The organism is Mesorhizobium sp. 128a (assembly GCF_053848025.1).
Map to the genome: position 1 here is coordinate 144,395 of NZ_JBSPKY010000013.1, position 17,354 is coordinate 161,748.

The 17,354-nt window shown below is 63.2% G+C and carries 20 protein-coding genes; 16 read left to right on the forward strand and 4 right to left on the reverse strand.

Features of this window, described 5'->3' with window-relative positions; translation table 11 throughout:
* Positions 1-4: 4 nt before the first annotated feature.
* A complete protein-coding gene (locus tag ACWTU9_RS21730) occupies positions 5-757 on the forward strand; it encodes a crotonase/enoyl-CoA hydratase family protein (protein WP_455860063.1) in 753 nt (250 codons plus the stop codon).
* Between the two features lie 9 nt (positions 758-766).
* Here ACWTU9_RS21730 and pdxH read toward each other — a convergent pair whose 3' ends face one another.
* A complete protein-coding gene (pdxH, locus tag ACWTU9_RS21735) occupies positions 767-1,384 on the reverse strand; it encodes a pyridoxamine 5'-phosphate oxidase (protein WP_455860064.1) in 618 nt (205 codons plus the stop codon).
* A gap of 40 nt (positions 1,385-1,424) precedes the next feature.
* Here pdxH and ACWTU9_RS21740 point away from each other — a divergent pair, with 40 nt between their 5' ends.
* On the forward strand, positions 1,425-1,886 hold the full coding sequence (locus ACWTU9_RS21740) for an RT0821/Lpp0805 family surface protein (RefSeq protein WP_455860065.1): 462 nt from the start codon (positions 1,425-1,427) through the stop codon (positions 1,884-1,886).
* Between the two features lie 123 nt (positions 1,887-2,009).
* Positions 2,010-2,939 (forward strand): DnaJ C-terminal domain-containing protein, encoded by a 930-nt coding sequence (locus tag ACWTU9_RS21745; protein WP_455860066.1) that lies wholly within the window; start codon positions 2,010-2,012, stop codon positions 2,937-2,939.
* 6 nt (positions 2,940-2,945) lie between these two features.
* On the opposite strand, the gene ACWTU9_RS21750 is transcribed toward ACWTU9_RS21745, so the two are convergent.
* Complete coding sequence (locus ACWTU9_RS21750; RefSeq protein WP_455860067.1) at positions 2,946-3,605, reverse strand: TetR/AcrR family transcriptional regulator; 660 nt, start codon at positions 3,603-3,605, stop codon at positions 2,946-2,948.
* A gap of 187 nt (positions 3,606-3,792) precedes the next feature.
* Between ACWTU9_RS21750 and mddA the strand changes: the two genes are divergently transcribed.
* From mddA to ACWTU9_RS21765, 3 genes are all read left to right on the forward strand, one after another.
* On the forward strand, positions 3,793-4,527 hold the full coding sequence (gene mddA / locus ACWTU9_RS21755) for a methanethiol S-methyltransferase (protein WP_455860068.1): 735 nt from the start codon (positions 3,793-3,795) through the stop codon (positions 4,525-4,527).
* Between the two features lie 225 nt (positions 4,528-4,752).
* Entirely contained in the window at positions 4,753-5,571 is an 819-nt protein-coding gene (gene fabI / locus ACWTU9_RS21760) for an enoyl-ACP reductase FabI (RefSeq protein ID WP_454573774.1), read from the forward strand.
* A gap of 46 nt (positions 5,572-5,617) precedes the next feature.
* Complete coding sequence (locus ACWTU9_RS21765) at positions 5,618-6,205, forward strand: histidine phosphatase family protein (protein ID WP_454586677.1); 588 nt, start codon at positions 5,618-5,620, stop codon at positions 6,203-6,205.
* 111 nt (positions 6,206-6,316) lie between these two features.
* Here the strand turns inward: ACWTU9_RS21765 and ACWTU9_RS21770 are convergent, their stop codons facing one another.
* Positions 6,317-6,571, reverse strand: coding sequence for a DUF1344 domain-containing protein (locus ACWTU9_RS21770; protein WP_455860069.1), 255 nt, complete (start codon positions 6,569-6,571; stop codon positions 6,317-6,319).
* Between the two features lie 184 nt (positions 6,572-6,755).
* Here ACWTU9_RS21770 and aroC point away from each other — a divergent pair, with 184 nt between their 5' ends.
* Both aroC and ribB read left to right on the forward strand, forming a co-directional pair.
* A complete protein-coding gene (gene aroC / locus ACWTU9_RS21775) occupies positions 6,756-7,853 on the forward strand; it encodes a chorismate synthase (protein WP_455860070.1) in 1,098 nt (365 codons plus the stop codon).
* An 87-nt stretch (positions 7,854-7,940) separates the two neighbouring features.
* Positions 7,941-9,041, forward strand: coding sequence for a 3,4-dihydroxy-2-butanone-4-phosphate synthase (ribB, locus tag ACWTU9_RS21780; RefSeq protein ID WP_455860071.1), 1,101 nt, complete (start codon positions 7,941-7,943; stop codon positions 9,039-9,041).
* Positions 9,042-9,302: 261 nt separating this feature from the next.
* Here ribB and ACWTU9_RS21785 read toward each other — a convergent pair whose 3' ends face one another.
* On the reverse strand, positions 9,303-10,526 hold the full coding sequence (locus ACWTU9_RS21785) for an MFS transporter (RefSeq protein WP_455860072.1): 1,224 nt from the start codon (positions 10,524-10,526) through the stop codon (positions 9,303-9,305).
* 120 nt (positions 10,527-10,646) lie between these two features.
* Here ACWTU9_RS21785 and ACWTU9_RS21790 point away from each other — a divergent pair, with 120 nt between their 5' ends.
* The 8 genes from ACWTU9_RS21790 (at position 10,647) to ACWTU9_RS21825 (ending at position 17,293) form a co-directional block, all read left to right on the forward strand.
* Positions 10,647-11,255, forward strand: coding sequence for a TetR/AcrR family transcriptional regulator (locus tag ACWTU9_RS21790; RefSeq protein ID WP_455860073.1), 609 nt, complete (start codon positions 10,647-10,649; stop codon positions 11,253-11,255).
* A gap of 94 nt (positions 11,256-11,349) precedes the next feature.
* Positions 11,350-12,327, forward strand: a complete 978-nt coding sequence (locus tag ACWTU9_RS21795) for a hypothetical protein (protein WP_455860074.1) — start codon at positions 11,350-11,352, stop codon at positions 12,325-12,327.
* 71 nt (positions 12,328-12,398) lie between these two features.
* A complete protein-coding gene (locus ACWTU9_RS21800; RefSeq protein WP_455860075.1) occupies positions 12,399-13,325 on the forward strand; it encodes a histone deacetylase family protein in 927 nt (308 codons plus the stop codon).
* 3 nt (positions 13,326-13,328) lie between these two features.
* A complete protein-coding gene (locus ACWTU9_RS21805; protein ID WP_112396785.1) occupies positions 13,329-13,580 on the forward strand; it encodes an exodeoxyribonuclease VII small subunit in 252 nt (83 codons plus the stop codon).
* A 45-nt stretch (positions 13,581-13,625) separates the two neighbouring features.
* Entirely contained in the window at positions 13,626-13,892 is a 267-nt protein-coding gene (locus tag ACWTU9_RS21810; protein WP_455860076.1) for a DUF2277 domain-containing protein, read from the forward strand.
* Between the two features lie 10 nt (positions 13,893-13,902).
* On the forward strand, positions 13,903-14,823 hold the full coding sequence (locus ACWTU9_RS21815) for a pirin family protein (RefSeq protein ID WP_455860077.1): 921 nt from the start codon (positions 13,903-13,905) through the stop codon (positions 14,821-14,823).
* Positions 14,824-14,932: 109 nt separating this feature from the next.
* Positions 14,933-16,846: a 1-deoxy-D-xylulose-5-phosphate synthase gene (dxs, locus tag ACWTU9_RS21820; RefSeq protein WP_455860078.1), complete on the forward strand. Its 1,914-nt coding sequence runs from the start codon at positions 14,933-14,935 to the stop codon at positions 16,844-16,846.
* A 162-nt stretch (positions 16,847-17,008) separates the two neighbouring features.
* Entirely contained in the window at positions 17,009-17,293 is a 285-nt protein-coding gene (locus tag ACWTU9_RS21825; RefSeq protein ID WP_455860079.1) for a hypothetical protein, read from the forward strand.
* The last annotated feature ends 61 nt before the right edge of the window (positions 17,294-17,354 follow it).

Genomic DNA, 17,354 nt, shown 5'->3' on the forward strand with positions numbered 1-17,354 from the left:
AACCGTGACAGACCATATCCTCGTCGAGCGCCAGGGCGCCATTCAGATCATCCGCATGAACCGTCCGGACAAGAAGAACGCGCTGACGCGTGCCATGTACGCGAAAATGTCCAAGGCGTTGGCCGAAGGCGATGCCGATCCGGCGGTCCGCGTCCATGTCTTCCTCGGCGTGCCGGGCGCCTTCTCGGCCGGCAACGACCTCGCCGACTTCCTGGTCATCGCCACCGGCGGCGACGGCGGCACGGAAGTCTGGGACTTCCTGCTGGCGCTGGCCAGGACGGAAAAGCCGATGGTGTCGGGCGTCGACGGCATCGCCGTCGGCATCGGCACCACGCTCAATCTGCATTGCGACCTGACCTTTGCCACGCCGCGCACGATGTTCCGCACCCCCTTCGTCGATCTCGGCCTTGTGCCGGAGGCCGGCTCCAGCCTGCTGGCGCCGCTCATCCTTGGCCGCCAGGGCGCCTTCGCGCTGCTGGGGCTCGGCGAAGGCTTTTCCGCCGAGCGCGCCAAGGCCGCCGGCTTGATTTACGAAGTGGTAGAGGAGAATGCGCTCGAAACCGCTGTGCTGGCAGCCGCCGGCGCAATCGCCGCCAAGCCGCCGCAGGCGCTGAAGATCGCCCGCGACCTGATGCGCGCCCCGCGCGCCGAGCTTCTCGCCCGCATCAAGGTGGAGAGCGAGCATTTCTTTGAGCGGCTGACGTCCGATGAAGCGCGCGCCGCGCTGACTGCCTTCATGACGCGCAAGAAGGGCTAAGCCCACCGCTCAGGGATAGAGCCGCGTCTTGTCCCAGCCGCCTTCGGCGTTGCGCGAAAAGACCAGGCGGTCATGCAGCCTGAATGGCCGGTCATGCCAGAACTCGATTTGCTGCGGCACGATGCGGAAGCCCGACCAGTGCTTTGGCCGCGGGATCTCACCGATCGGGTAGCGCGCCGCGTATTCGGCCACCGCCTTCTCCAGCGCAAAGCGGCTTTCCAGCGGCCGCGACTGTTTCGAGGCCCAGGCGCCGATGCGGCTGCCGCGCGGCCGCGTCGCGTAATAGGCGTCGGCCTCGGCGTCGCTGACGATCTCCACCGGGCCGCGTATGCGCACCTGGCGGCGCAGCGATTTCCAATGGAAACACATAGCCGCCTTCATGCTGCCAAGAATCTCGCGGCCCTTGGCGCTCTCGAAATTCGTGTAGAAGACAAAGCCGCTTTCATCGAAGCCCTTGAGCAGAACCATACGCACATCCGGCATGCCGTCGGCATCGACGGTTGCCAGTGCAACGCCGTTGGCGTCGTTGATTTCGCTCTTTGTGGCGTCCTCCAGCCACGCGGCAAAGAGCCGGAACGGCTCGGCGGCCTCGGTAAAGTCACCACTTGTTAACTCGGTGTCACTCATAGTTTTTCTCAAATTGTCTCGAATCTCAGGGGGTTGCCGATTGTCGCGTATCGCGCAAGCTTTTGACAGCGGGCAATGGAGCGCTATCGCTTCGGCCAGATCGAAAGCCGTGATCGTGATCGTCGCCTTGCCGCTTGCCGCCTGCGGCGCCGGCGGCTTCAGCCTGGAAAAAGCCGAAGTAGATCGTGCCATCGTCACCTCGAGCGCGCCGGCTCAAACGATATCGGCCGACGCCGACAACGCTTCCGACCAGACCACCATCGGCAATGCGGTCTCTTCGGCCGATATAGAGGAGCTTCGCGGCCAGGCCGTGCCTTGGGCGAATGCCGACACCGGTTCGCGCGGCTCCATCACCGAACTGGCCGAGCTGCAGGACAACGGCCAGACCTGCCGCAGCTTTACCGCCTCGCGTGAAAGCTTCGACGGCGTCGCTTTGTTCAAGGGGCAATTGTGCATGGCCGGCGCCGGCGGCTGGCACATGCAGGACTTCAAACCGCTCTGATTTTCAGCCATTACTGGTGCCACAATTTCAGCCGTCAATATGGCTGTGCAGCACTGGAATTTCTTCCTATTCGAGCGCATATAGAAGACAACTACAGACTCACTCCTTCTGCAGGCAGGACGCATGCGCGACCCCTATGAGGTGCTGGGCGTTGCCAAGAACGCATCGGCCAAGGACATAAAATCGGCCTACCGCAAGCTCGCCAAGAAGCATCATCCGGACCAGAACCCGAATGATCCCAAGGCGAAGGACCGGTTTGCCGCAGCAAACCAGGCCTATGAGGTCGTCGGCGACGAGAAGACGCGCGCCGCTTACGACCGTGGCGAGATCGACGCCGACGGCAAGCCGAAATTCCAGGGTTTCGAGGGCGCAGCCGGTGGCGGCGATCCATTCGCCGGCTTCCGCCGCCAGCAGGGCGGCGGGGGCTCGCGCTTCGAATTCCGTTCAGGCCGTCCCGGCGGCGATCCGTTCGACGGCAACAGCGACATCTTCAGCCAGATCTTCGGCGACGCCTTTTCGGGTGCCCGCGGCGCCGGAACAGGAGATCGCCGCCAGCCCGTCCAGGCTGCCGACCTCAACGTGACGCTCGACGTCACCATCGAGGAGATGGCGACCGCCGAAAAGGTGACCGCCATGTTCCCCGACGGGCGCAAGATCGCGGTCAAGCTGCCGGCCTATGTCGAGGACGGCCAGACCATCCGGCTGAAGGGCCAGGGCGAGCAGGGACCGGGACAGCCGGGCGATGCCCTGGTCAAGATCCACATCCGCAGGCATCCGCGCTACCGCATCGAGGGGCGCGACCTGCATGCCGATCTCGAGGTCGCGTTGGCCGATGCAGTGCTGGGCGCCAAGGTTCCGGTCGAAACGCCGACCGGCAGGCTGGCGGTCAATGTCCCGGCATGGTCGAGTTCGGACAAGGTGCTGCGGCTGAAGGGCAGGGGCTTGCCGGAAAAGGCCGGCGGCCATGGCGATCTCTACGCCCATGTCCGCATCATGCTGCCGGAAGGTGGCGACAGCGATCTCGAAGCGCTGGTGCGCGGCCGCAAAGGCTGACACGTTTCATTTCGCCAATTGGGCGTCGGGCGCTGCTTCCTCCATCCGCCGGATGGTTGCGCCGAAGCGGCGCAGCGCCTGCCGCACCGGAACGTGCGGACTCTCGATATCGAGCAGGATCATCGTCTCGCTGCCAAGGAAGGCGGCGCTGACCAGACTGGTCACCTCGGCGGCGGAAAATGGTCCAAGGCCACCGAAGCGCCGCTCCGCCTCTTGCGCCAGTCCGTCCAGCAGTTCGAACCAGCCGCGCAGGTCGCGGCGCACTGCCTTGGCGATTTCGGGGCTCGACAGGCTTGCCGCGATCATCTCGTGCAGGATCCGGACATAGCCGGACGCCAGATCATCATCGAGGAAATCGCAGGCGCGCTCCCAACGCTGCCACAGCGGCATCGGTGCTGCAAACGTCTCCGCCTGCCGCTTTAACAGCCCCTCGTTCAGATGGTCGAGCAGGGCCAGGAACAGCCGTTCCTTGGAGCCGAAATGATAGTGGATCTGGCTGAGCGGAACGCCGGCGATCTCGGCAACCCGCCGAGTCGACAGGTCGGCGTAGCCGCCTCGATAGAGGCACAGCTCGGCTGCCGAAATCAGTTCAGCACGCGTGTCGCGCTTTGTCTTGTTCTGGGCCGTGACGGCGGCTTTGGCGGCGGCTTTGACAGCGTCCGTCATGCGGTGTGCCTGCCGCTGGAATCGGCACAATCTGGGCGGATCATAAACTCTCCTGTCCGGGGCTGGGCGTCTCGCCACCATATCTCGGTCGAACGACCGATCAAGTTGACTCGCTATCAAATTTATGGTTTTTGACCCTGAATTCGGTCGACCGACCGAATCCTGATGCTTGCATGGAGGGGCAATCATGGCGGGCGTAATCACCCTAATCTACGGCGTTGCCGCATACCTGATATTTCTCGGCTCGTTTCTCTATGCGGTTGGTTTCGTCGGCAACATTGCGGTGCCGAAATCGATTGATTCAGGGATCGTGGGAAGTCCGGTCGAAGCCGTCATCGTCAACGCACTGCTGCTCGGCCTTTTCGCCGCCCAGCACAGCATCATGGCGCGGCCGGTGTTCAAGCGCTGGTGGACGCGGATTGTCCCGCACGCGGCCGAGCGCAGCACCTATGTGCTTTTGGCCAGCCTCGTCCTGCTATTGCTCTACTGGCAATGGCGGCCGATCCCCGGCCCCGTCTGGACGGTCGAGAGCCCGTTCTGGGTCGCCGTCCTCCATGGCGTGGTCTGGCTCGGCTGGGCTGTCTTGCTGATCAGCACCTACCTGATCAACCATTTCGAACTGTTCGGCCTGCGCCAGGTTTTCGCGGCTTTGCGCAAGAGCAAATTGCCCGAACCTGTGTTCAGGACGCCGCTTTTCTACAAATGGGTCCGGCATCCGATCTATGTCGGCTTTCTCCTGGCCTTCTGGGCGACGCCGTCCATGACATGGGGCCATCTCCTCTTCGCAGCCGGCAGCACCGGCTACATCCTGCTCGGCATCTTCCTCGAGGAACGCGATCTCATCGCGATGTTCGGCGATCAGTACCGCCTCTACCGCAAGCAGGTGGGAATGATCATTCCCTGGCGCAAAGTCGCCGAATAAGGCGATATCCGGTGCCGACCAGCCGATTCGGCTGGTCGCCCGGGCCTCGCCGATCCAGGCGCGCGGGCCGAAGTGAGGCGTTGAATCTCACAACATCGTTATTATCCCCCATTCGTTGTTTATGCCGAGTGTCTGAATTGAACGCGCAGCCCGTCTGCGCTTGAAGCGCCTTTCTGCCTGTGCGATAGGCACTCCAAAGCAGAAAATCTTTCGGAGAGCGCTGACATGGCGGGTGGACAGGGCCTTATGGCCGGCAAGCGCGGGCTTATACTGGGCGTCGCCAACAACAGATCGATCGCCTACGGCATCGCCAAGGCTTGCGTCGACCATGGCGCCGAGATCGCGCTGACCTATCAGGGCGAGGCGTTCAAGAAGCGCGTCGAGCCGCTGGCTGCGGAACTGGGCGCCTTTGTCGCCGGCCATTGCGATGTCACCGATCCGGCAAGCCTCGATGAGGTTTTTGCCAATGTTGCCAAGCACTGGGGCAAGCTCGACTTCCTCGTCCATGCCATCGCCTTTTCCGACAAGGACGAGCTGACCGGCCGCTATGTCGAGACGACGCGCGACAATTTCCTGCGCACCATGGACATCTCGGTGTTTTCCTTCACCACCATCGCCAAGCGCGCCGAGGCGCTGATGACCGATGGCGGCTCGCTGTTGACGCTGACCTATTATGGCGCCGAAAAAGTCATGCCGCACTACAACGTCATGGGTGTCGCCAAGGCCGCGCTCGAAGCCAGCGTGCGCTATCTCGCCGTCGATCTCGGCGGCAAGAAGATCCGCGTCAACGCCATCTCGGCCGGCCCGATCAAGACCCTGGCGGCCTCCGGCATCGGCGACTTCCGCTACATCCTGAAGTGGAACGAATACAATTCGCCGCTGAAGCAGACGGTCACCCAGGAAGAAGTCGGCGATTCCGGCGTCTATTTCCTGTCGGATCTGTCGCGTGGCGTCACCGGCGAGGTGCACCATGTCGATTCCGGCTACCATGTCGTCGGCATGAAGGCGGTCGACGCGCCGGATATTTCGACCGTCAAGGAATAGTCCTGCCGCGATTTCCGCCTGCCTGTCCTGACACCCGGAAGACTTGATGGTTCCGCTCGTCTACATCGTGCGCCACGGCCAGACACAGTGGAATGCAGAGGCCCGGCTGCAAGGCCAAGCCGACACCGATATCAATGAACTCGGCCGCCAGCAGGCGACCCGTAACGGACGGCGGTTGGCCGGACTGATCGACAATCCCGGCGATTTCGACTTTGTCGCCAGCCCGATGAAGCGGACGCGTGAGACGATGCAGCGGCTGCGCTCGGCAATGGGCCTCGATCCTGATGCCTACCGCACCGACCCGCGCCTGGTCGAGGTGCACTTTGGCGACTGGCAGGGCTTTACCTTTGCCGAACTTGAGGCGCACAGCCCCGGCTCGCCGAAGGCGCGCCGCCGCGACAAGTGGAATTTCCATCCGCCGGGCGAGGACGCCGAAAGTTACCAGATGCTGCTCGAACGGGTGAAGCCGTGGTTCGATGCGCTGGACTGCCAGACCGTCTGCGTCACGCATGGCGGCGTCATACGGACCCTGTTCAGGATGGTGGAAGGTGTTTCCGAGCACGAAGCGGCAAACCTGGCAGTGCCGCAGGACCGGGTGCTCAGGCTGCAGGACGGGCGTCTGGAGTGGCTTTAGGCTGGAAGCCGGAGCTTCGCATGACCAGAAGCTCCACAAACAGGACGTCCCTCCTGTTTTGTACGCAGGGTGAAAGATCCCGTTCGATGCCGGTCCTATACGGTGTCGGCCTTACTCGGTATCGGGCAGTTCCATGTCGGTGACGACGTTCTCGCCATTCGTCACGTCATAGGCAATGACGATATCCATGCCCGGCTTCAGCGAGTCGAGATCGGTCTCGGCGTTGAGCTTGTAGGACTTGCCGTCCTCCAGCGTCAGCGTCAGCGCGTCCTTGTCGACCTTCGCGATCAGGCCTTCGGTCTGGCCGGCATAGGCGGTGGTGGAAATCAGCAACATGGCGGCAGCAGCGCCAATCAGGGTACGCATCGTCGTCCTCTTTGTCATTGCGCCTGTACAGGTGGCGGCGAGCTTTCAACGGGCGGATGGAAGAGAGCAGAAACCAACCGAATGTGTCAAAACTAAAACCGCCAGATCACAGTTTGACCCCTGTGGAAAACGCCAATAGAAGGCAGGTTTAAGCCGGCTCTCATGCCGGGCAGGGCTAAAATCCATGTCTCACAACACGTTCGGCCATCTGTTCCGCGTCACCACCTGGGGCGAAAGCCATGGTGCGGCACTCGGCTGTGTCGTCGACGGCTGCCCGCCCGGCATCCGCTTCACGCGGCAAGATATCCAGGCCGAACTCGACAAGCGCCGTCCCGGCCAGTCACGTTTTGTGACACAGCGCCGCGAACCGGACGAGGTGAAGATCCTGTCCGGCTTCATCCTTGACGAGGACGGCGAGACGATGATCACTACCGGCACGCCGGTCTCGATGCTGATCGAGAATGTCGACCAGCGCTCCAAGGACTATGGCGAGATCGCCCGCCAGTACCGTCCCGGCCATGCCGACTACACCTATGACGTCAAATACGGCGTCCGCGACCATCGCGGCGGCGGCCGTTCCTCGGCGCGCGAGACGGCGGCACGCGTGGCGGCCGGTGCGCTCGCCCGCAAGGTGGTGCCCGGCATGGTGGTGCGCGGCGCCCTGGTCTCGATGGGCGAGAAATCGATCGACCGCGCCAACTGGAACTGGAATTTTATTGGCGACGCCGAAAACCCGTTCTTCACCCCGGATCCAGCGTCGGTTCCGGTCTTCACCCTCTATCTCGACGGCATCCGCAAATCCGGATCCTCCGTCGGCGCGGTGATCGAGATCGTCGCCGACGGCGTGCCGGCCGGCCTCGGCGCGCCGATCTACGCCAAGCTCGACCAGGACATTGCGTCCGGCCTGATGTCGATCAACGCCGTCAAGGGCGTCGAGATCGGCAACGGTTTCGAAGCCGCCCGCATCACCGGCGAACAGAATGCCGACGAGATGCGCATGGGCAATGACGGCAAGCCGGTATTCCTGTCCAACAATGCCGGCGGCATTTTGGGCGGCATCTCGACCGGCCAGGCCATTGTCGCCCGTTTCGCGGTCAAGCCGACCTCGTCGATCCTGACACCGCGCAAATCCATCGACAAGGACGGCCACGACGTCGACGTCATGACCAAGGGCCGCCACGACCCCTGCGTCGGCATCCGCGCCGTGCCGATCGGCGAAGCCATGGTTGCCTGCGCGATTGCCGATCATTATCTGCGGCACCGAGGACAGACAGGGAAGTGAATTGTGAATAGTGAATGGTGAAATCAGCCAGCTGTGGCATTCACCATTCACTCACTACGAGACTCACGACGAGCGAAGCGAGCATCCATGCCTTACGATCAGAAGAAAATCGTCGAAGCCCTCCGCGCATTCGAACGCGGCGAGATCGTCGTCGTCATGGACGATGACGGGCGCGAGAACGAGGGCGATTTGATCGTTGCCGCCGTGCATTGCACGCCCGAAAAGATGGCCTTCATCATCCGCCACACCTCCGGCATCGTCTGCACGCCGATGCCGCGCGACGAGGCCAAGCGGCTGAACCTGTCGCCGATGGTCGCCGACAATGATTCCGCCCACACCACCGCCTTCACCGTCAGCGTCGATTTCAAGCACGGCACCACGACCGGCATTTCGGCAGAAGACCGCACGCTGACCGTGCGCAATCTTGCCAATGGCAATGTCGGCGGCTCGGACTTCGTCCGGCCCGGCCACATCTTCCCGCTGATCGCGCGCGAAGGCGGCGTGCTGATGCGCTCTGGGCACACCGAAGCCGCGGTTGACCTCTGCAAGCTCGCCGGCCTGCCGCCGGTCGGCGTCATTTCCGAACTGGTCAATGACGACGGCACGGTCAAGCGCGGACCGCAGGTAGCAAGCTTTGCCGAGGAACACGGCCTCAAGCAGGTTTCGGTCGCCGACCTTATCGCCTACCGGCAGCGCAAGGAAACGTTGGTCGAGCGCGTCGCCTGCTCCGAGATCGACACGCTGGGCGGCAAGGCGCAGGTCTTCACCTACACGCTGCCCTGGGATTCGATGCACCATGTCGCCGTCGTCTTCGGCGACATCAGGGACGGCGAGGATGTTCCGGTGCGGCTGCATTCGGAGGATGTGGTGACCGACGTCTTCGGCACCAGCCATCGGCTCGACGGCATCATGAAGGCGATGGGCGAGCGCAAGCGCGGCGTCATCGTGTATCTCAGAGAAGGCTCGGTCGGCGTCGCCCATCAGGAGCGCAAGCGCCCGCTGAGCGGCGACCGCGAGGACCATGAAGAGGCACGCCGCCGCGAGAACGAGTGGCGCGAAATCGGCCTCGGCGCGCAGATCCTGAAGGATCTCGGCATTTCATCGATCAATCTGATCGCCTCGCGCGAACGCCACTATGTCGGCCTCGAAGGCTTCGGCATTCATATTGCCAAGACCGAGATTTTCTAGCTGGCTGAGAGCCCCGCGACTTCGTCATCGTAGGGCGAAGCAAGGAGCGAAGCGACGCAGCGCAGACCCTAGGATCCATTCCGTGACGTTGAGGCGTCGCAACGGTCCAGAAATTCTGCTCCGCTGCACCCTACGATCAAGGTAACGGAATGGATCCTCGGGTCTGCGCGTCCGCTTCGCTCCCGCTACGCCCGTGGATGACGACATCGCATGGGCCTTGCATCTGTTCAGCAGGCACCGCAGCGAAGAACGGCGCTTAGGTCACTCCGCGGGAACGGCGGCTGCGTCGCATCCGTCCAAGTCGCATGTGTGGGTGGCCAGGCTGCGCTGGCCCGCGAGCACGGTGACCAGTGCGATGGTGCCCGCCGCCACCGAAACCCAGAACCCGTTCCGGGCGCCGAATTCATCCACCACCGCGCCGGCGGCAAACGACCCGAGCGCCATGCCGATGCCGATGCCGGTCATCACCCAGGTGATGCCTTCGGTCAGCATCGCTTCCGGCACGTGCCGCTCGATCAGGCCGAAGGCGGTGATGAAGGTCGGCGAGATCGCCACGCCGCTGAGGAACACCGTCAGCGCCAGCAGCGGCACGGTGCCGGCCGTGAGCGGCAGCAGCGTGCCGAGCGCGACAAGGGCGACCGCGATGGCGAGCTGGCGTTGCAGCGGCGCCTTCAGATTGAGCGCGCCGACGACGAGGCCAAGCACGAACGATCCCAGCGCATAGACGCCGATGACGAGGCTGGCGGCGCCGGGCTGGCCGAGCTCCTTGGTGATCGCCACCGTACTCACTTCCGTCGTCGCGAAGGTCGCGCCGACGAAGATCAGGGCAAAGGTGATGATCTGCACCGGCCGCAGGCGAATTGCCGAGCCGCTCGTGACATGATCCACCGGCCGCACTTGCGGCTCGGTCGAGCGCTGCAGGATGAAAGCCGTCGAACCGATGGCAAGGAACAGCGTGCTGACCAGAACACCGGCTTCCGGGAAGAGGGCCGCGCTCAAGCCCACGGACAGCGATGCCCCGGCGATGTAGACGAGTTCGTCCGCCGCCGACTCGAAGGCGAAAGCGGTGTTCATCTGCGGCCGGCCGCGAAAGATCTCGGTCCAGCGCGCGCGCACCATTGCCGGCATGCTGGGCATGGCGGCGGCCGCCAGCGCCGAAACGAACAGCGTCCATACCGGCCAGTCCTGATTGGCTGCTGCAATCAGCACCGCGAAAGCGATTACGGTGACGATGGTGGTTGGCACCACGACCCGTGTCTGGCCAAGGCGGTCGACCAGCCTTGAGATTTGCGGCGCCACAAAAGCATTGCTCAGCGCGAATGTCGCCGAGACCGCACCCGCCAGCCAATATTCACCACGTGTTTGTGAGAGCATGGCCACGATACCAATCGGCGCCATGGCGATCGGCAGGCGCGCCAGGAAGCCCGCGGCGGCAAAGCCCTTGGCTCCAGGAGCGCGAAAGATTTCCGAATAGGGGTTTTGCATGGCTTGGTTCCTCGACAAAGGCCAATTCGACAATTACATACGATGCGTATGATTGTTAAATAGATCATACGTTGCGTATGTCAATTGGCATACGAGACGTATGTGAATAGGTCCAAAGCCATGCACAGACCCCGCAAGGAGATGATTGCCGAAACGCGCGCCAAGCTGATCACGGCGGCCCGCCATGCCTTCGGTACGATCGGCTATGCCGAGGCGTCGATGGACGACTTCACCGCGTCCGCGGGACTGACGCGTGGCGCGCTCTATCATCACTTCGGCGACAAGAAGGGCCTGCTGCAGGCGGTCATCGCCGAAATCGACGGCGAGATGGCGGTTCGCATAAATGAGATAGCCTCGAGGGCGCCGACCCGCTGGCAGCGTTTCGTTGACGAATGCACGATCTATATCGAGATGGCGCTGGAGCCGGAAATCCAGCGCATCATGTTCCGGGATGGTCCGGCCGTGCTCGGCGATCCAGCGCAATGGCCGAATGCCAATGCCTGCGTCGGTTCAATGACCGATCATCTGACCAGTCTGCAACAGGAGGGCGTGGTCGTACCCGGCGTCGACCCCGAAACCGCCGCGCGGCTGATCAACGGCGCCAGCAGCCAGGCGGCGCAGCGGATCGCCAATTCGAACGACCCCGAAGCGACGTCGAAGACCGTGGTCGCGGCCTTCAAGCAGCTGCTCGAAGGGCTGCTCAAGAAGCAGGGTTCGCAGCCGGTCTGAAATCTCACCAGCCGAGACCCGGCATTTGCCGAGATTGACAATTCCCGGCCCGGGTTCATCCTCCCCACCCATCTCTGAGGGGAGATTCGGGCGCATGTGGGATTTCGAGATCGGCAGGTCGGTGTCCATCATGACCAGGACATGGCCGTTCATCGTCTTTCGCATGATCGTCTATTTCGGCATCACGCTGGCCTACATCGTGGCGACCGGCACCGGCGCGTCCGTCGGCTATGGCGTCGGCCATATCTCCACCGATCCAGACGGGCCGCTTTCCTTTGCGCTCTGGGGCGGCATCGTCGGCATTGGCGTCGTTTCGATCGCGCTCTACTGGATCCGCGAATACATCCTTTACGTCGTCAAGGCAGGCCATATCGCCGTCATGGTGCATCTGATCGACGGCCGCGACGTCCCCAATGGCCAGGACCAGATCGCCTACGCCAAGGATGTGGTGAAGGAGCGTTTCGCTGAGGCCAACACCCTTTTCGTGCTCGACCAGCTGGTCAAGGGCGCCATCCGCGCCATCACCGGCCTGATCGGCGGCATCGCCGCTTTCCTGCCCATTCCGGGCCTCGGCGGCCTGGTCTCGTTCATCAACACGGTCATCCGCCTGTCGCTGACCTATGTCGACGAGATCATCCTCGGCTACAACATCCGCATCAACTCGTCGTCGCCCTTCGAAACAGCCAGGCAAGGCGTCGTGCTCTATGCCCAGAACGGCAAGACCATGGTCAAGAACGCTGTCTGGCTGGCGGTCATCATGTGGGGCGTGTCCTTCGTCATCTTCCTGCTGATGCTGGCGCCGGCCGCAGCCATCATGTGGTTCATTCCGGGGCAGCTCGGCGGCTGGGCCTTCGTGCTCGCCATCCTCCTTGCCTGGGCCTTCAAGGCGGCCTTCATCGAGCCCTTCGCCATCGCCTGCCTGATGCAGGTCTATTTCAAGACCATCGAAGGCCAGGCGCCGAACGCCGAATGGGACCGGCGGCTGGCCGAGGCATCGTCCAAGTTCAGGGAACTCAAGGACAAGGCTCTGGCCTCCTTTGGTGGTTCGCGCTGGACGCAGCCGGGCACCTAAACCCTGTTGAACACCGGCCTTTCCTACCGCGAAAACATGGTCAAAGCGGCGGGACGCGCCTATATCGGGTCATGGTCACCCGTCTCTACACCCATCCGATCTTCCTCGAACATCTGACGCCGCCCGGTCATCCGGAGCGGCCAGATCGCTTGCGCGCCATCGAGCGCGTGCTCGATGACGAGGCGTTTGCCGGGCTCGACCGGGTCACGGCGCCTCAAGGCGACGAGGCCACCATTCTCTACGCCCACCCTGAGGATTTCGTCGCCCGCGTCCGCGCCGCGATCCCCGAAAACGGCATAGTTTCGATCGACGCCGACACCAGCGCCAGCCCGAAAAGCTGGCAGGCGGTGGTCACCGCGATCGGTGCGGCCAACGCTGCCGTCGACGACGTCTTCGAGGGCCGCGTCGCCAATGCCTTCGTCGCTTCACGTCCGCCCGGCCACCACGCCGAAAAGACCACGGCGATGGGCTTTTGCCTGTTCAACACCGCGGCGGTCGCGGCGCGCCATGCACAGAAGAAACACGGCGCCGAGCGTGTCGCCATCGTCGACTGGGACGTGCATCACGGCAACGGCACGCAGGACATTTTCTGGGACGATCCCTCGGTGCTCTATTGTTCGACGCACCAGATGCCGCTCTATCCCGGCACCGGCGCCAAGACCGAAACCGGCGCCGGCAACATCGTCAACGCGCCGCTGGCGCCGCAGACCGGCTCAGACATGTTCCGCGACGCCTTGCTGTCGCGCATCCTGCCGGCGCTCGACAATTTCGCGCCGGATCTAATCATCATTTCCGCCGGTTTCGACGCCCATCATCGCGACCCGCTGGCCGAGATCAACCTCAGCGAGGACGATTTCGACTGGGCGACCGGCCAGTTGCTGGAACGCGCCGGGCGCCACAGCGGCAACCGGCTCGTCAGCCTGCTCGAGGGCGGCTACGATCTGCAGGGATTGGCATTTTCGGTCGCCGCCCATGTCGGGCGGCTGATGAAGGGATAGGGTATGGCTGGCGAAGCAAATGAAGACGTCAAGGCGATGAGCTTCGAGCAGGCACTCGACGCGCTGGAAAAGATCGTCGATGACCTCGAACGCGGCGACGTGCCGCTCGACCAGTCGATCAAGATCTATGAGCGCGGCGAGGCGCTGAAGGCCCATTGTGACCGGCTGCTGAAGTCGGCCGAGGACAAGGTCGAGAAGATCCGGCTTTCGCGCGACGGCAAGCCGGTGGGAACGGAACCACTCGACGCGGAATAATTTGTCAAACGGGGCGGGCAGAGAAAGCAGGTAAGGAGTTCAAGCATGTGCAGAAACATCAAGACCCTGTTCAATTTCGATCCGCCGGCAACACATGACGAGATCCGCAATGCCGCCCTCCAGTTCGTGCGCAAATTGAGCGGTACGACGCGGCCCTCACAGCGCAACCAGGCAGCCTTCGACCGCGCCGTCGAGGCGATCGCCGAATCGGCGCATGAATTGCTCCATTCGCTCGAAACCAACCATCATCCGCGCAATCGCGAAGAGGTGGCAGCCAAGGCAAAAGCCAAATCGGCGCTGCGCTTCGCCTGAGGAAATCCAGATGAGTTTCTTCCCCGGCAAGGACCCTGAGCCTGGCGATGCCTTCGCCAGCGACCAGATCGAGTTGATGGTCATTCCGAACGCCAAGGACATTGACGGCTTCCAGGTCCGCCGCGCTTTGCCGACGGCAAGGCGGCGGCTGGTCGGCCCCTTCATCTTCTTCGACCGCATGGGTCCGGCCATTTTGCGCGCCGGTCAGGCACTCGATGTCCGTCCGCACCCGCATATCGGGCTTTCCACCGTTACCTATCTGTTCGACGGCAAAATCAGGCACCGCGATTCGCTCGGCACCGAAATGGTGATCCAGCCCGGCGACGTGAACTTGATGACCGCCGGCCGCGGCATCGTCCATTCCGAGCGGACGCCGGAAGAATTGCGCGGCGCGCCGATGTCGGTCTCCGGCCTGCAGACCTGGCTGGCGCTACCCGACAACAAGGAGGAGGTCGATCCGGTGTTCGAGAACACCGCAGCACTCCGTCTGGCCGAAATCGACGCCGAAGGCGTCAGCGGCCGCGTGGTGATCGGCGATTTCCAGGGCCTGCGCTCGCCGGTAAGAGCCGACACCGAAACGCTTTACGCCGATCTGCGCCTGGCGCCGGGCGCCAGCGTGAAAATTCCAGCCGACGCCGAGGAACGCGCCATCTACACGCTGGACGGCGATGTCTCGATATCGGGTGACCGCTTTCCGGCCGAGCGGCTGCTGGTGTTCCGGCCCGGCGACGAGATCGTCGTGTCGTCCGAGCGTGGCGCTCATTTCATGCTGTTCGGCGGGGCGTCGCTCGGGTCGCCACGCCACATCTGGTGGAATTTCGTCTCGTCATCGAAGGAGCGCATCGAACAGGCCAAGCAGGAATGGAAGACGGGCCGCTTCGATATCGTTCCTGGAGATGAGGAAGAGTTCATTCCGTTACCGGACAATTAACGTCAGCAACACCCGCGTCACTGACACGCATTTACATTCGGGCGGCGCAGGCATATTTCGCCCATGATCAACGCGCATGAACGAAAATAGCTGGGCAGGCTCCTAAACAGTGAACGCAACGCTGCATACGCCGCTTCTCGACAAGGTCCGCATTCCCGCCGACCTGAAGAGGCTTGACGAAAGCGAGCTGCCGCAGCTGGCCTCGGAGTTGCGCGCCGAACTGATCGATGCCGTTTCGCATACGGGCGGGCATCTCGGCGCCGGCCTCGGTGTCGTCGAACTGACGGTAGCGTTGCACTATGTCTTCAACACGCCGGAAGACCGCGTGATCTGGGATGTTGGCCACCAGGCCTATCCGCACAAGATCCTGACCGGCCGCCGCGACCGCATTCGCACGCTGCGCCAGGAGGGTGGCCTGTCCGGCTTCACCCGCCGTGCCGAAAGCGAATACGACCCCTTCGGCGCCGCGCATTCCTCGACTTCGATTTCCGCTGGCCTCGGCATGGCCATGGCGCGTGACCTCTCAGGCGGCCACAACAATGTCATTGCCGTTATCGGCGACGGCGCCATGTCGGCCGGCATGGCCTTCGAGGCATTGAACAATGCCGGCGCGCTCGATGCCCGCCTTATCGTCATCCTCAACGACAACGACATGTCGATTGCGCAGCCGACCGGCGCCATGAGCGCCTATCTGGCGCGGCTCGCTTCAGGGAAGACCTATCTTGGCCTGCGCGATTTCGGCAAGAAGCTGACCTCCTATCTCGGCAAGCGCGCCGATCGCGCCATCACGCGGGCGGTCGAGCATGCGCGCGGCTATGTCACCGGTGGTACGCTGTTCGAGGAGCTCGGCTTCTACCATATCGGCCCGATCGACGGCCACAATCTCGAGCATTTGATCCCGGTCCTGAAGAACGTCCGCGACCATGCCGATGGCCCGGTGCTGATCCATGTCGTGACCCAGAAGGGCAAGGGCTACGCGCCGGCCGAGGCTGCGGCCGACAAATATCACGGCGTCAACAAGTTCGACGTCATCACCGGCGCGCAGACCAAGGCACCGGCCAACGCGCCGGCCTACACCAAGGTGTTCGCCGAAAGCCTGATCCAGGAAGCCCGCGCCGACGACCGCATCGTCGCGGTGACCGCCGCTATGCCGAACGGCACCGGCCTCGACCTGTTCGGCGAAGCGTTTCCGACCCGGACCTTCGATGTCGGCATCGCCGAACAACATGCGGTGACGTTTGCCGCCGGCCTCGCCAGCGAGGGCTACAAGCCTTTCGCCGCCATCTATTCGACCTTCCTGCAGCGCGCCTATGACCAGGTCGTCCACGATGTGGCGATCCAGAAATTGCCGGTGCGCTTCCCCATCGACCGGGCCGGCTTTGTCGGCGCGGATGGCGCCACGCATTGCGGCGCCTTCGACACCACCTTCCTGGCGACACTGCCGGGCTTCGTGGTGATGGCGGCCGCCGACGAGGCGGAGCTTCGCCACATGGTGCGCACCGCCGCCTATTATGACGAAGGTCCGATCGCCTTCCGCTATCCGCGCGGCAACGGCGTCGGCGTCGATATGCCCGAGCGCGGCTCGGTGCTCGAAATCGGCAAGGGTCGCATCGTCAGGGAAGGCACCAAGGTGGCGCTGCTCTCCTTCGGCACGCGGCTGCAGGATTGCCTTCTGGCGGCCGAGGAACTCGGCGCGGCCGGGCTTTCGACGACGGTTGCCGACGCCCGCTTCGCCAAGCCGCTCGACGAGGATCTGATCCGCCGGCTTGCCCGCTCGCACGAAGTGCTGGTGACGGTGGAAGAGGGCGCTGTCGGTGGCTTCGCCAGCCATGTGCTGCAGTTCCTCGCCCATGAAGGCCTGCTGGAAAGCGGCCTGAAAGTGCGGCCGCTGGTGCTGCCCGACGAATTCACCGACCACGCCAAGCCGGAAAAAATGTATGCCGATGCCGGGCTGGATGCCGCCGGCATCGTGCGCACCGTATTCGTTGCGCTTGGCCATTCCGCTCGCGCCCAGCGGGCTTGAAATCGCGCCTGAATCAAAATCTCACGCCTTTGAAGCGGTTTGCCGGCTTCCTTCCGTAACGTTCTGTTAACGCTTCTGTTTGGCGTTTCGCTTACCGTGTCTTTTGGCCGTTTTTCAACGCCGCCCTGCTAGAACCCGACCAAGGCAGGGAGTTAAAAAACAATGCGAACGCTTCTGTGCGGCGTGGCCCTTTTGGCCGTCATCGTCGCGCCGGCCGTGGCCGAAACACGCTATGACCGCAAGCTCGAACAGGCGGTGGCAAGCATCGTCGCGGGCAAGATGGGCGACATCAGGGGTGGCTTCTCCTACAAGCAGGTGCCGCAGCTCGTTGTCGTGCCGGACGTACCGGTTGCGCCCGTCGAGAGCCCGCCCAAGCAGGCTTCCGGCGACGCCAGTGACGAGCTGGCGCCCGCCATCGAACGCCAGGTTTCTCGCACGATTTTCTAGAGCCTGTTCCATCCCGATGGGATCGGGGTGGGGCTCTATCTCTTTTGCTTGAGCATGATCT